We start from the raw sequence: 13,811 nt of genomic DNA on the forward strand, positions 1-13,811 counted from the left end.
TGCCGTCCCCGCGCCTGCTCCGGGCCGCCGGTGGCCGGGCGGTACCGTCAGGCTCGTGAACGCCCCGCCCGCCGCGCTGCTCGACGCGCGCTACCGGCTCGGTCCGGTGATCGCCCGCGGGGGCATGTCCATCGTCTACCGGGGCACCGACACCCGCCTCGACCGGCCCGTCGCGATCAAGGTGATGGAGCCGCGGCTCGCGGCCGACCCGGCGTTCCGCACCCGCTTCGAGCGGGAGGCGCGCTCCGCGGCCCGGATCGACCACCCGGCCGTCGTCGACGTCTACGACCAGGGCCGCCACGTCGACGACAGCGGCGGCCACGGCCCGGAGCCCGTGCTGTTCCTCGTGATGGAGCTCGTGGAGGGCGCCACCCTGCGCGACGTCCTGCGGATGCGCGGGCAGCTGGGCGTGCCGGGCGCGGTGGCCGTGCTCGACCGCGTGCTCGCCGGGCTCGCCGAGGCCCACCGGCTCGGGCTGGTGCACCGCGACGTCAAGCCGGAGAACGTGCTCATCAGCCACACCGGCGAGGTCAAGGTCGCCGACTTCGGGCTCGTCGTCGCGGCGGCGCAGGCCGGGGCCAGCCACGTCGGCACGATCATGGGGACGGTCGCGTACCTGTCCCCCGAGCAGGTCGCCACCGGCTCCGCCGACGCCCGCAGCGACGTCTACGCCGCCGGGATCCTGCTCTACGAGCTCCTCACCGGCACGCCGCCGTTCACCGGCGACACGGCGATCTCGGTGGCCTTCCGGCACGTCAACGACCGCGTGCCGCCGCCATCGCTGATCGCGGGCGACGTCCCGCCCGAGCTCGACGCCCTGGTGCTGCGGGCCACCGACCGCGACCCCGCCGCCCGCCCCGCCGACGCCGGGGCCCTGCTGGGCGAGCTGCGCCGCGTCGCGCACCGCCTCGAGGTGCCGCGGGTGCCCGTGCCGGCCCCGCCGCGGCCCGCGCAGCACGCGACCGAGCCCGTGACGCACCCCGGGCCGGTCGTGATGCCCGGGCCGCGCGGCACGCAGGCGCTGCCCGCGGGCCCGCCGCGCGGCGCCACCAGCACCGACCTGGCCGGGCCACCGGCCGGCGGCACCCTGCACGGCGGGGCGGGCGACCCGTTCCCCGACCACCGCCGCGCCCGGCGCCGCAGCCGCCGCGCCTTCGCCGTCGGCATCGCGCTGGTGCTCGTCCTCGCGCTCGTGGTGGGCGCGGTGGCCTGGTGGATGGGCAGCGGGCGCTGGACGCAGGTGCCCGCGCTCGTGGGGGTGCAGCAGACCGCGGCCGCGGAGCTCCTCGACGACTACGGCCTCGTCACCGGGCCGGCCACGACCACGTTCGACAACGCCGCACCCGCCGGCGCCGTGCTGGCCGTCGACCCGCCGGTCGGCGCGCAGCTGCTGCGTGGGGAGATCGTCACGCTGACGGTGTCCACCGGGCGCCCCGTCGTGCCGCCCGTGGAGGCCGGCACCGACGTCGCCGGCGCCGAGCAGCTCGTCCGCGACGCCGGGCTGACGCCCACCCGGGACAGCTCCGACGCCGAGTTCAGCGACTCCGTGCCCGAGGGCGCGGTGATCCGCACCGAGCCCCCGGCGGGTCAGGCCGTCGACATCGGCGGGGCGGTGACGCTGGTCGTCAGCCGCGGGGTCGAGCCGCCGCCCGCGCCCGCGCGCGTGTCGGTTCCGATGGTCGTGGGGCAGACGGCCTCGGCCGCCCAGGCCCTGCTCGACGAGCTGGGCCTGAGCACCGTGGTGCAGTCGACGCTGCCGTTCGCGCTCAACGAGGACCCGACCGTGATCGGCCAGAGCCCCGCGGCGGGGACGGTGGTCGAGGAGGGCACCCAGGTCGTCCTGGACACCCTCTAGACCCCGCGGACCGTCAGCCGCGCAGCATCTCCGCCACGAGGAACGCCAGCTCGAGCGACTGCTGGGTGTTGAGCCGCGGGTCGCACGCGGTCTCGTAGCGGCCGCCGAGGTCGGCGTCGGAGATCTCCTGGGCGCCGCCCAGGCACTCCGTGACGTCCTCGCCGGTGACCTCGACGTGGATGCCGCCCGGGTGCGTGCCCAGGCCGCGGTGGACCTCGAAGAAGCCCTGCACCTCGTCGACGATGCGGTCGAAGTGGCGCGTCTTGTAGCCCGACGTGGACTCGACGGTGTTGCCGTGCATCGGGTCGCACTGCCAGATGACCTTGTGCCCGGACGCCTCGACCTTCTCGACGATCGCGGGCAGCACGTCGCGGACCTTGCCGTTGCCCATCCGGCTGATCAGCGTGAGCCGGCCGGGGGCGCCCTTCGGGTCGAGCCGCTCGACGTACTCGACGGCCAGCTCGGGCGTGGTCGTCGGGCCGATCTTGAGCCCGATCGGGTTGGACAGCAGCTCCGCGACGGCGATGTGGGCGCCGTCGAGCTGGCGGGTGCGCTCGCCGATCCACAGGAAGTGCGCCGACAGGTCGTAGAGCCGGGCCTCCTCGCGGGTGGTGTCCATCCGCAGCATCGCGCGCTCGTAGTCGAGCAGCAGCGCCTCGTGCGAGGCGTAGAACTCGACGCTGTGCAGGTTGTGGTCGTCGACCCCGCACGCGTCCATGAACCTGACGGCCCGCTCGATCTCGGCGGCGACGGCCTCGTACCGCTCGCCCGCGGCGGACGTGCGGACGAAGTCCTTGTTCCAGTCGTGGACCGTCGTCAGGTCGGCCATGCCGGTGGCGGTGAGCGCGCGCACCAGGTTCATGGCGGCGCTCGCGTTGGCGTAGGCGCGGACCATGCGGGAGGGGTCGGCGCGGCGCGCCTCGGGGTCGGCGACGATCGAGTGCACGATGTCGCCGCGGTAGGAGGGCAGGCCCAGGGCGTCGACGGGCGAGCTGCGCGGCTTCGCGTACTGCCCGGCGATCCGGCCGACCTTGACGACGGGCGTCGAGGCGCCGTAGGTGAGGACGATCGCCATCTGCAGCAGCGTGCGGATGGTGGCGCGGATGTGCGGCTCGGTGTTGTCGACGAAGGTCTCGGCGCAGTCGCCGCCCTGCAGCAGGAACGCCTTCCCGTTCGCGACGTCGGCCAGCCGGGACTGCAGGCGGTCGACCTCGGGCGGCAGCGTCACCGGCGGCACGCTCTCCAGCACCGTGCGGACGTGCGCCACCTCGGCCGCGTCGGGCCAGTCGGGCTGCTGCGCGGCGGGGCGGGAGAGGGCGTCGTCGAGCCTGCTGCGCAGGTCGGCGGGCAGCGGGGGCAGCTCGGGAAGCACTTCGACCGGGGCGTCGACGGTCCAGTTCACGACCTCAGCCTAGAAGGTCCCGGGCGGGGGCCGGTGCCCGGTACGTCACCCGAACGGCCCGATTCCACTGAGGACGATCCGGATACCTGACCTCATGGCAACCATCCTCTGGATCCTGGCAGTCGTCCTCGTCGTCGCCGGCGTCCTGGCGATCATCCGCAAGCAGCTCGTGTGGGGCATCGTGCTGATCGTCGTCGGGCTGCTCGTCGGCCCCGGCGGCGTCAGCATCTTCACCTGACCGCTCACGCCCTGACCCCGTGACCCCTCCCGGTCAGGACCGGGCGGCCACCGCCGACTCGATCGCCTCCCACCGACGCAGGTTCAACCGCGCGTCGGCCAGGGCGTCGTGCGCGTCGGCGGTGGGCGGGGGCAGGGCCGGGCGGCCCGCGTCCTCCCAGCGCTGGCGCAGCTCGCGGGTGAACCGCGGCAGCGCCCGCGGGAGGGCGGGCATCGCCCCCCACAGCTGGCACAGCGCCACGTGGTCGTACGCCGCGATCCACGCCCACATCTCCACGTCCCCGCCGGGCTCGGTGACGAAGTCGAGCAGGTCGGCGCGCAGGCGCGACCGGGACCGCCACGCGGGGTCGGCGGGCGAGGGCAGCTTGGGCAGCACGTTGGCCCGCACCCACGCCCCCGCGCGCGACGGGTCGAACTCGGTGGAGACCGCGTAGAACTCGCGTCCGTCCTCCCCGACCACCCCGATGGACACCAGGTCGATCGTGGTGCCGTCCTCGATGAACTCGCAGTCGTAGAAGAAGCGCACGTCACGAGGTTAGCCGCCGGGTCCGGCGGGCCGCCCGGGCGGCCGGTCCCCGCCACCCCGGGCGACGCGTCGCTAACGGGATCGGGCAGGCTCCGATACCACTGGTGGAGCACCGTGCCCGCACGTTCCCGGAAGGCCTCGGCCGGGCGGTGCCGTAGGGACCTCGGGGGACCCATGACCGGACCGTCGCCGCCGCGTGCCGCCTGGCCGGCCGCCGCGTGGACCCGCTCCCCCCTCGTCGTGGGCGTCGCCGTGCTGGTGCTCGCCCTGGGCGCCGTGGTGCTGCGCCCCGAGGGCTCCGGGGTGGCGGCGTGGTGGCCCGCGGCGGGCGTCGCCGTCGCGGCGGCGGCCTGCACGACCGGCCGCCGGCGCGGGGCGGTGCTGATCGCCGTGGGCGCCGGGATCCTCGCGGCCAACCTCCTCGGGGGCCGGCCGGTCGCCCTCGCCGTGGCCTTCACCGCCGCCAACGTGGCCGAGGCGGCCCTGGCCGCGCGCCTGCTGTCCGCCGACGGCCACCCGGAGCTGCGCACGCTGCCGCAGCTGGCGCGCCTGCTCGGCGCCGCGGGCGCCGGAGCGCTGGTCGCCGGGACCCTCAGCGCCGCGGGCGTGGCGCTGCTGGCCGCCGGGGACCCCTGGGCGGCGGGGTCGGCGGCCGCGGCCGCGCACGGCGCCGCGATCGTCGTGCTGGTGCCGGCGGTGATGCACCTGCCCGATCGCGCCGCTCCCCCGCGCCGGTGGGAGGTCGCGGCGCTGTGGGCGCTGGTCGTCGCCGGGACCGTGGTGGTGTTCCTGCCCGGGCAGACGATGCCGCTCGGGTTCCTCGTCGTCGCCGCGCTCGCCGGCACCGGGCTGCGCCTGGGCGTGCGGGCCGCGTCGGCCCAGCTGGTGGCCGTCGGCGTGGTCGTCGGGGTGCTCAGCGCGCTGGGCGGCGGCCCGTTCGCCGCCGCGGGGCGGGCGCACGGGCCGGCCGTCACCGGCACCCTGGAGCAGCTCTACCTCGGGTCGTGCGCGGTCGTCGTGCTGGCGCTGGCGATCTCGGTGGCCCAGCGGGAGGCCGCGCTGGTGCAGCTCGCCCGGCTGCGCCGGTTCGACCTGGCCGTCCTCGAGGTCGTCAACGCCGGGGTGCTCGCCTGCGACGCCGACGGCAACGTCCTGGTGCGCAACCGCGTGCACCGGCGCGCCACGGGCGTAGACCGGACCGTCGACGACGCCGACGGGCACGTGCTCGCCACCGGCATCCGGGTCACGCAGGACGGGGTCGCGCTGCCGCCCTCGCGCACCCCGATGCAGCGGGCGCTGGCCGGGGAGGTGCTCACCGACGAGTCGCTGCGGATCGAGCCCGCGTCCGGGCCGGCCTCCGACGTCGTCGCGATGGCCGGGCCGATCCACGACCACGACGGTTCGCTGCTCGGCGCCGTCGTCGCGTTCGCCGACGTCACCGCGGAGCGCGCCGTGCAGGCCCGGCTGCGGGAGAGCCTGGCGTTCCGCGAGGCCGTGCTGGCCGTCAGCCCGGACACGCTGTTCCTGTTCGACCCGCGCAGCCGCGAGACGCTGTGGCTGTCCCCGTCGGGCACCGGGTCGCCGGAGGACTCCCCCACGGACCTCGTCGCGCTCGGCGGCGAGCCGTGCCAGCAGCGGGTGCACCCCGCGGACGTCGCCCGCCTGGTCGCCGCCGACGAGGCCGCGCGCGGCCTCGCCGACGGGGCCGTGCTCAAGCTGCGCCTGCGCATCCGCGACTGGCAGGGCCGCTACCGCTGGGTGTCCCGGCGCGTCACGCCGTTCGACCGCGACGAGGCGGGTGAGGTCACGGCGCTGCTGGGCGTCGCCCGCGACATCACCGAGAACGTCGAGCTCGAGGAGCGCCTCGCCGCGGCGGCCCTGCACGACCCGCTCACCGGGCTGCCCAACCGCCGCCTGCTCGCCGACCGGCTGGAGACCGCCCTGCACCGGGCGTCGCGCACCGGCAGCGAGGTGCCGGTGCTGTTCTGCGACCTCGACGGCTTCAAGGTCGTCAACGACACCGCGGGCCACGCCGTCGGCGACGCCCTGCTGCAGGCCACCGCCGCCCGCCTCAAGAAGGTCCTGCGGCCGCAGGACACCGTCGCGCGCGTCGGCGGCGACGAGTTCGTGGCCGTGCTCGACCCGGCGCTGCGGGCCGTCGACCCGGTCGACGCCCGCGCCGAGGTGCGCCGCCAGGCCCGGTCGGTGGCGCGGCGGATCGTCGTGGCGCTGGCCGAGCCGTTCGTCGTCGACGGGGTGCCGCACGCGATCACGGTGAGCATCGGCATCACGTTCGCCGTGGCCGGAGCCGAGCCCGAGCAGGCCCTGCGCGACGCCGACCGCGCGATGTACCAGGCCAAGCTGCTCGGCAAGGGCCGCCACCAGGAGCTCGACGACGTCTCCGGGCAGGCCTGAGGCCACCGCCCGGGGCGCCGCCGTCAGGAGGCGCGGGTGTCGGGCACCGTCGGCGGGGCGGGGCGCGGGACGTCGCCGACGCCGTCGGCCGCGGCCGGCTCCGCCTTCTCGGCCAGCGCCTTCGCCGCGCGCTCCTTCACCGAGGCCGCGTACATGTCGACGTAGGTCTGCCCGGACAGCTCCATGAGCGCGTACATGATCTCGTCGGTCATCGAGCGCTCGATGAACCGGTCGCCCTCCATGCCGGCGTAGCGGCTGAAGTCGAGGGGCTCGCCCACGCGGATGTGCACCTTGCGCGGCCGCCACATGCGCGACCCGATCGGGTTGACCTTGTCGGTGCCGATCATGGCCACCGGGATGACGGGCACGCCCGCCTCCAGCGCCATCCGGGCGACACCGGTCTTGCCCTTGTAGAGGCGTCCGTCGGGCGAGCGGGTGCCCTCCGGGTAGATCCCCAGCAGCCGGCCCTCGCGCAGCACCCGCACCGCGGTGTCCATGGCGTCGCGGGCGGCCGACCCGCCGGAGCGGTCGATCGGGATCTGGCCCACGCCGGTGAAGAACGCCTTCTGCATGCGGCCGACCAGCCCCGGCTTGGTGAAGTACTCCGACTTCGCCGGGAACGTGATCCGCCGCGGCACCACCAGGGGCAGGACGAACGAGTCGACGACCGCGAGGTGGTTGCTCGCGAGGATGGCCCCGCCGCGGGCCGGGATGTGCTCGAGCCCCTCGATCGTGGGGCGGCAGAACAGCCGCAGCAGCGGACCGAGGAACACGAACTTGGACCACCAGTACAGCACCTGGGCGTGCCCCCTTCACCGCGACGGGCGTCAGCCTACGGACGGGCGGGGCGCGGCGACAACGGCGGTGGCCCGCATCGGTTCCCGCACCGCTGCGAGCGTGTCAGGATGGAGGCGGGCCGTCGCACGGCGGTCCGCGCGGTGGCGAGGAGATCACGTGGGCGGCGATCCGGACGAGCGTCCGCACCCCGACGGCTGGGTCGACGACTTCGACGCCATCGTCGCGGGCTGGCGGCGCGAGGGCGCGGTCCCCGAGTGGCCCGACGAGGAGCCGCCCGCCGCCGTGCGGGAGCCGGGGTCGCCCGACGGACCGTCGTCGGACCTGCCGCCGCCCACCGCCCCCGAGCCGCCGCCGATCGTCGTCCGGCCGGGGCCGCGCACGGCCCCCGAGGACGACCACTTCGTGCCCCCGGAGCCGCCGCCGATCCCCCGCATCGGGCCGCCCGCGGCCGTCGGCCTGGTGCTGCTGGTGCTCGGGATCGTCCTGGTCACCGCGCCCGGCTGGGTCGGGGTGCCCGACACCTACGGCCTGCCGCTCGGGCTGCTCACCCTCGCGGCCGGCCTCGGCTGGCTGGTGCTGCGCCTGTGGCCCTCCCCGCCCGGCCCGGGGCAGGACGACGACGGGGCGATCCTGTAGCCGTCTCAGACGGCGGCGGCCGCTGCCAGGTAGCGGGTCTCGGCCCGCTGCAGCAGCAGGACGACGACCGCGCCCACCACGCTCAGCACGATCCCGACGAGCACGGCCGTGTTCCACCCGGCCACGAGGCTCGCGGGGGTGCCGTCGGGGTGCACGGCCAGCGCCGTCACGACCGTGACGCCGAAGGCCGCGCCGATGTAGCGGCTGGAGTTGTTGAGGCCGCTGCCCGCGCCCGCGCTGGCGGCCGGGACGCTCGCCACGGCCTCACGGGCCAGCGTCGCGTTGACCACCCCGCTGCCGACGCCCGCCACGACCAGCCCCACGAGCACCTGCGCCAGCGGGGCGCCGGTGTCGAGCAGCGCCAGCGGCAGCAGGCCCAGCGCGATCGTCAGCAGGCCGGCGGCGAGGCGGGCCGCGCCGGGGACCCGCAGCGGGATCCGGCGGGCGAGCAGCGCGAACACGACGCTGAACCCCGACCAGCCGATGCCGATCACCGACGCCTGCACCGACGTGTAGGCCAGACCGCTCTCCAGCACCACGGCCACGAACGACATCAGCGCGATGATCGCGGCGCCGGTGACGAACGCGGCGAACGTGGCGGAGACCAGCGCGGGCCGGCGGAACAGGGCGAGCTCCAGCATTGGCTCCCGCGCCCGCCGCTGGTGCACCAGGAACACCGCGAGGACGACCACCGCACCGGCGACGAGGCCGAGCGCGAGCGGGCCGGTCCAGCCGCGGCGGCCCTCGGTGAGCCCGGCGAGCAGGGCGCCGGTGCCGACGGCCAGCAGCAGCGCCCCGGTGACGTCGACCCGCCGGCCGCGCCCGGAGCGCGACTCGGTGAGCAGGCGCTGCCCGGCGACGGCCAGCAGCACCGACACCACCGCGACGACGACGAACGCGAAGCGCCAGTCCGCCACCGCGGCCAGCACCGCGCCGAGCGGCGGCCCGACGGCGGGGCCCGCACCCATGCACGCGCCCCAGATTCCCGTGGCGCGGGCGCGGTCGGGGCCGGGGAACGTGTGGCTGATCAGCGCCAGCCCGCAGGCGATCACCGCGGCGGAACCGATCCCCTCCAGCACCCGGCCGACGACGAACGTCCAGGCGTCGGGGGCGAGGGCGCAGGCGGCCGAGCCGGCCGCGAGCAGTGCTGCCCCGGCGACGAACACGCGCCGCCGCCCGACCTCGTCGCCGATGGCGCCGGAGGTGAGCAGCGCGACGGCCAGCCCGAGGCTCATCGAGCTCAGCACCCAGGAGGTGCCGACCGGACCGGCGCCGAGGTCGCGCGCGACCGTCGGGATGATCGAGAACGGTGCGGTGAACGCCGTCATCGAGAGCAGGGTGCCGCCTGCGGTGATGGCGAGCGTGCCGCCGGGGCGCAGGCCGGCGGGCGGCCCGGGCGGGGTGCCGGTCGTGGTGCTGACCGTGCGGTCCATGCGCGTCTCCCCCGGGGTTCGTGGTGGCCCGGACCGTAGCACGCGCGGTTCGGTCACCGAACCGATGTGCGATGATGGGCACATGGTGCTGCCACGGGACTACCAGGGTCAGCGGTGCTCGATCGCGCGGACGCTGGAGGTCGTCGGCGAGCGCTGGTCGCTGCTTGTCGTCCGCGACGCGTTCTTCGGGGTGCGCCGCTTCAGCGACTTCGCCCGCCACCTCGGCATCCCGCGCGCCGTGCTCACCGAGCGCCTCGACCGCCTGGTGGAGGAGGGCGTGCTGGAGCGCGTCCCGGGGCCGGGGCGGCGCTCGGAGTACGCGCTCACGCCCAAGGGCGTCGAGCTCTGGCCCGTGCTGCGCGCGATGGCCGCGTGGGGCGACGCGCACTACTCCCCGGCCGGGCCGCGCCGCGTCTCCACCCACGCCGGGTGCGGCGGCGCCGTCGACTCCGGGGGCGCCTGCGCGCGGTGCCGCCACCCCGTGCCGGTCACGGAGACGGTGACGACGCCGGGGCCGGGGTGGGAACCGCCGCCGCCCGGGGCCGACGCGGTGACCCGGGCGCTGACCGGGCCCCGCGCCCTGCTGGCGCCCCTGCCCTGAGACCCGCTCAGCCGGCCTCGCGCGCCAGCCGCGCCGCGCCCACCACGGCGGCGTCCTCGCCGAGCTGCGCGGTGCGGATCCGGGCCAGCGGGCGCCGCCCGGCGCCGGTCAGGCGCGAGGCGTAGTGCTCGCGGGCGTCGTCGAGGAACAGCGGCGCCGACGCCGACACCCCGCCCCCGATGACGACGAGCTCCGGGTCGAACACGTCCGCGACCAGCGCGAGCCCCTCCCCCAGCCAGCGCGCGAGGTCGGCGACGGCCGCGCAGGCCAGCGGGTCGCCCTCCCTCGCCGCCGCGGCCACGCGGCGCCCGGTGACGCGCCCGGGGTCGTCGACGACGAGCCGGCGCAGCGCCGGTGAGAGCCCGGGGTCACGGGCGATCATCTCCACGGCGGTCGTGGCCAGCGCGGTGCCGCTGCAGTAGCGCTCCCAGCACCCCGACTTCCCGCACGCGCACGGGCGCCCGCCGGGCACGACCCGCAGGTGCCCCAGCTCGGGTGCCACGCCGTGCGCGCCGCGGAACAGCTTCCCCTCGACGAGCAGGGCCGCGCCGATCCCGGTGCCCAGCGCCACGAAGACCACCGTCGACGCCCCGGCGGCGGCGCCGAAGTGGCGCTCGGCGAGCGCGGCGGCGTTGGCGTCGTGCTCGACGACCACGGGCAGCCCGGTGCGCGCCGCGATGCGGTCGGCCACGGGGGCGTCGCGCCAGGACAGGTGCGGGGCGAACCGGACCCCGCGCAGGTCGGGGGTGATGAAGCCGGCCAGCGCCAGGCCGGCCGCGGCCACGCGGTGCCGCCCGGCCAGCTCGCCGATCACCCGCGCGACCGTGGCCTCCAGCGCCGCCTCGCCGCGCGGCGTCGGGGCGCGGGCGGTGTCCAGGACGGCGCCCTCGCCGTCGACGACGCCGGCGCGCACGCTGGTGCCGCCGACGTCGACCCCGACCGTCAGGGCCGTGCGCTTCAGCACCGCCCGCCCCCGGCGCGGGCGGGCTCGCGGACCACGGGGATGCGCTGCACGCGGCGGGCGGGCTGCTCGGGAGACGGCGAGGGCGAGGGCCGCGCCGCCGGCGGGGGCGCCCCCGCGCCCTCGTGCAGCGCGGTCCGCAGGACGTCGAGCAACCCGGCGGCGTGGTCGGCGAGGCGGACCGCCAGCTCCGGGCGCTCGCCCCGCAGCAGTGCGACGACGGCGCAGACCGGGCACACGGAGCAGGTCGAGGGTCCGTTCGCCGGCGCCTCCCCCGACGCCCCGGCGTCGCGGGCCAGCCCGTCGAGCGCGGGGCCGAGCCGGTCCAGCAGGAGGACGGCGACGGCGCGCAGCTCGGCGCCCAGGCCCGCGTGGGGGCCGCAGCCGGGGGCCGTCACCGGACCCACAACGCGGGATCGGGGCGGAACACCACGCACAGGTCGTCGCCGACGAGCCGGGCGCCGACCACCTCGCAGCGCCGCAGCACCGACGGCAGCGCCACCATCCGCCGCGTACCACCCGCGCTGACGGCCAGGTCGTCGCCGACGCGGGCGAGGTCCAGCGGGCCGTCGGCGGCGCCGGGCAGGGCCAGGACCAGCTCGAACTCCGAGTCCTTCGACGTCCCGGTGCCCGCGGTGCGCCGCACCTCCAGCAGCGGCGGCGCCTGCGCGCCCGGGGCCGCGGGGTCGTCGTCGCCGTAGAGGCCGCGGGCGATCTCGCGCAGCGCGTCGGTGCCGGTGGGCTCGGCCGCGGTGTGGTCGGCCGTGCGCAGCGGCACCCCGAGCCCGGCGAGGTCGACCAGCACGGCCCGCTGCTCGGTGAACCGCTCGCGCAGCCACCGGGCGGCGGGGCCGCGCAGCGACGCCGGCGGGCCGGGGACGATCCGGTTGACCACGCAGTCGTCGACGCGCAGGCCGTGCAGGGCGAGCGCGGTGAGCGTGCGGCGGGTCTCCGCGGCGACGACCCGCTCCGGCGTGAGCACCAGCCGGATCGAGGTGCGGGTGTGGTCGCCGAGCAGCTCGCGCAGCCCGCCGAGGTCGTCGGCGAGCGCGTCGAGGGCGTCGATCGTCGCGTCCCACGCCGTCGCCGTCTCCCTGCCCCCCGCCGCCATGCCCGCGAGCATCCCCCGGACGGCCCGGCGGTGCGCGGGGAACAGCCGCTCGACGTAGCCCGACAGCGCCTCGGGCAGCCCGAGCAGCCGCAGCGTCTCCGCCGTCGGGCCGCAGTCGACGACGACGACCTCCCACGGCCCGCCCTCGGCGTAGCGGCGCACCTCGCCGAGCGCGAGCAGGTCCTCGACGCCGGGCAGCACCGTCAGCTCGTCGGCGACGAGCTCGTCGACGCCCGCCCCGGCCAGGATCGTGCGCAGGTGGCCCTGGAGCTGCGCCCAGGAGCGGTCGAGCAGCGCGTGGGTGTCGATGTGCGCAGCGTGCAGGCCCGGTTCGAGCTCCACGGGCCGGCCGTCGAGGTCGGCCTCGAGGGCGTCGCCGAGCGAGTGGGCGGGGTCGGTGGAGACGACCAGCGCGGGGCGGCCGGAGCGTGCGAGGTGCGTGGCCGTCGCCGCGGCGAGGGTGGTCTTGCCGACGCCACCCTTGCCGGTGAACAGGACGACGCGCACGGGCCGGAGGGTATCCGGCCCTCAGCCCGCGCTCTCGACCCGCCGCTTCAGACCCTTGAGCGCCGTGTCGATGATCACCTTCTCGGCCTTGCGGCGGAGCATGCCGATCATCGGGATGTTGAGGTCGACGGCGAGCGAGTAGGTGACGGTGGTGGAGCCCTTCGCCTCGGTGAGCTCGTAGGAGCCGTCCTGCGCCTTCTGCATCTGGCCCTTGACCAGGGTCCAGCTCACCGAGCGGTCGTCGGGCGCCCACGAGTAGTCGAGCGTGTAGGAGTCCTTGATCGGGCCGGCGTCCATCGTGAACTTCACGCGGGCGGGGCGGCCGTCGGAGCCGGGCTCGAGGACCTCGACGCTCTTGACCTGCTCCGCCCACTCGGGGTACGCCTCGAAGTCGGCGATGACCGCCATCACCTGCTCCGCGGGGGCGGCGATGTCGATCGACGATGTGGTCGCGTTGGCCATGCGGGCAGGTTACCGGCCGGTTTCCGGCTGCGCGTCACCAGCGCGGGGCGGGGGCGTCACCAGCGCGGGGCGGGGGCGTCACCAGCGCAGGACGTAGGGCGTGCCGGTGCGCCGGAAGTGGCCGACGTTCACGCACTCGGTGCGCCCGACGCGCGCCCGCGGCGCCAGGGGCTGGTGCACGTGGCCGTACAGGGAGGCCCGGGGGCGGTCGCGGACGACCACGTCGAGCAGCCCGGGCGAGGACGACTCGGCCCGGCGCGACACCACGTCGTAGGCCAGGTCCGGGACGGCCGGCGGCACGTGGCTGCACAGGACGTCGACGGTGCCGAGCGCGGCCGCGCGGGCCTCGAACTCGGCGAACCGCAGCATGTTGGGCTTCCACGGCCCGCCCCGGCGCGGCTCGACCCCGGGCGGCAGCGGGGCCCCGCCGACGAACCCGACCCGCAGCCCGCCCACCTCCACGACCCGCCCGTCGGCGTCGACCACGCCGTCGCGGGCGAACTCGGGCCACAGGTCGGGCTGGTCGACGTTGCCGGGGATCGCCCAGGTCGGGGCCGTCATCGCGCCGAACAGCTCGGCGTACTGCTCGCGCACGGCGTCGGCGACGACGGCGGGCGGGTCGGGCACCCGCTCCCACGCCCGGCGCGCGAACTCCATGAGCTCGCCGGGGGCGCCGTTGGTGCGGATCTCGCCGAAGCGGCTGCTCACCTCGGGACCGAGCACGCGGCCGAGGATGCCGCGGTGCGGGTTCTGGTAGTCGACGAAGTCGACCAGGTCGCCCAGCACGAACAGGGCGTCGGCGCCGTCGCCGGCTCGGGCGAGGGCCTCGGCGTTGCCGTGGACGTCGGAGACCACGTGCACGCGCAT

Annotated in this window: 14 protein-coding genes; 5 read left to right on the top strand and 9 right to left on the bottom strand. The window is 76.6% G+C overall.

Translation table 11 applies throughout. From position 1 onward, the window contains the following. Positions 1–55: 55 nt before the first annotated feature. Positions 56–1,855 carry a Stk1 family PASTA domain-containing Ser/Thr kinase gene (pknB, locus tag HOP40_RS30475; protein ID WP_172165536.1) on the top strand — a complete coding sequence of 600 codons (1,800 nt, stop codon included), beginning with the start codon at positions 56–58 and terminating at the stop codon, positions 1,853–1,855. 13 nt (positions 1,856–1,868) lie between these two features. Here the strand turns inward: pknB and HOP40_RS30480 are convergent, their stop codons facing one another. After that, positions 1,869–3,257: a class II 3-deoxy-7-phosphoheptulonate synthase gene (locus tag HOP40_RS30480; protein WP_172165539.1), complete on the bottom strand. Its 1,389-nt coding sequence runs from the start codon at positions 3,255–3,257 to the stop codon at positions 1,869–1,871. Between the two features lie 94 nt (positions 3,258–3,351). Between HOP40_RS30480 and HOP40_RS30485 the strand changes: the two genes are divergently transcribed. Then, a complete protein-coding gene (locus HOP40_RS30485; RefSeq protein WP_172165542.1) occupies positions 3,352–3,495 on the top strand; it encodes a GPGG-motif small membrane protein in 144 nt (47 codons plus the stop codon). 33 nt (positions 3,496–3,528) lie between these two features. Here HOP40_RS30485 and HOP40_RS30490 read toward each other — a convergent pair whose 3' ends face one another. After that, positions 3,529–4,020: a polyadenylate-specific 3'-exoribonuclease AS gene (locus HOP40_RS30490; RefSeq protein WP_172165565.1), complete on the bottom strand. Its 492-nt coding sequence runs from the start codon at positions 4,018–4,020 to the stop codon at positions 3,529–3,531. Between the two features lie 174 nt (positions 4,021–4,194). Between HOP40_RS30490 and HOP40_RS30495 the strand changes: the two genes are divergently transcribed. Beyond that, the gene (locus tag HOP40_RS30495) at positions 4,195–6,435 is read left to right on the top strand and encodes a GGDEF domain-containing protein (RefSeq protein WP_172165583.1); all 2,241 of its coding nucleotides are present in this window, start codon (positions 4,195–4,197) and stop codon (positions 6,433–6,435) included. A 23-nt stretch (positions 6,436–6,458) separates the two neighbouring features. On the opposite strand, the gene HOP40_RS30500 is transcribed toward HOP40_RS30495, so the two are convergent. Further along, a complete protein-coding gene (locus HOP40_RS30500) occupies positions 6,459–7,232 on the bottom strand; it encodes a lysophospholipid acyltransferase family protein (protein ID WP_172165586.1) in 774 nt (257 codons plus the stop codon). 157 nt (positions 7,233–7,389) lie between these two features. Here HOP40_RS30500 and HOP40_RS30505 point away from each other — a divergent pair, with 157 nt between their 5' ends. Further along, positions 7,390–7,869, top strand: coding sequence for a hypothetical protein (locus HOP40_RS30505; RefSeq protein WP_172165588.1), 480 nt, complete (start codon positions 7,390–7,392; stop codon positions 7,867–7,869). Between the two features lie 5 nt (positions 7,870–7,874). Here HOP40_RS30505 and HOP40_RS30510 read toward each other — a convergent pair whose 3' ends face one another. After that, a complete protein-coding gene (locus HOP40_RS30510) occupies positions 7,875–9,302 on the bottom strand; it encodes an MFS transporter (RefSeq protein ID WP_172165591.1) in 1,428 nt (475 codons plus the stop codon). Positions 9,303–9,384: 82 nt separating this feature from the next. Here HOP40_RS30510 and HOP40_RS30515 point away from each other — a divergent pair, with 82 nt between their 5' ends. Further along, the gene (locus HOP40_RS30515; protein WP_172165594.1) at positions 9,385–9,903 is read left to right on the top strand and encodes a winged helix-turn-helix transcriptional regulator; all 519 of its coding nucleotides are present in this window, start codon (positions 9,385–9,387) and stop codon (positions 9,901–9,903) included. A gap of 7 nt (positions 9,904–9,910) precedes the next feature. Here HOP40_RS30515 and HOP40_RS30520 read toward each other — a convergent pair whose 3' ends face one another. The 5 genes from HOP40_RS30520 to HOP40_RS30540 form a co-directional block, all read right to left on the bottom strand. Beyond that, positions 9,911–10,867 carry an ROK family protein gene (locus tag HOP40_RS30520; RefSeq protein ID WP_240157369.1) on the bottom strand — a complete coding sequence of 319 codons (957 nt, stop codon included), beginning with the start codon at positions 10,865–10,867 and terminating at the stop codon, positions 9,911–9,913. Next, complete coding sequence (locus tag HOP40_RS30525) at positions 10,861–11,262, bottom strand: hypothetical protein (RefSeq protein WP_240157370.1); 402 nt, start codon at positions 11,260–11,262, stop codon at positions 10,861–10,863. The genes HOP40_RS30520 and HOP40_RS30525 overlap by 7 nt, the downstream gene beginning before the upstream one ends. Then, positions 11,259–12,482: an ArsA family ATPase gene (locus tag HOP40_RS30530; RefSeq protein ID WP_172165597.1), complete on the bottom strand. Its 1,224-nt coding sequence runs from the start codon at positions 12,480–12,482 to the stop codon at positions 11,259–11,261. The genes HOP40_RS30525 and HOP40_RS30530 overlap by 4 nt, the downstream gene beginning before the upstream one ends. A gap of 21 nt (positions 12,483–12,503) precedes the next feature. Further along, positions 12,504–12,944, bottom strand: a complete 441-nt coding sequence (locus tag HOP40_RS30535) for an SRPBCC family protein (RefSeq protein ID WP_172165600.1) — start codon at positions 12,942–12,944, stop codon at positions 12,504–12,506. A gap of 78 nt (positions 12,945–13,022) precedes the next feature. Then, positions 13,023–13,811, bottom strand: coding sequence for a metallophosphoesterase family protein (locus tag HOP40_RS30540; RefSeq protein WP_172165603.1), 789 nt, complete (start codon positions 13,809–13,811; stop codon positions 13,023–13,025).

The sequence above is a fragment of the Pseudonocardia broussonetiae genome, assembly GCF_013155125.1.
In the GTDB taxonomy this organism is placed as follows: Bacteria; Actinomycetota; Actinomycetes; order Mycobacteriales; family Pseudonocardiaceae; genus Pseudonocardia; species Pseudonocardia broussonetiae.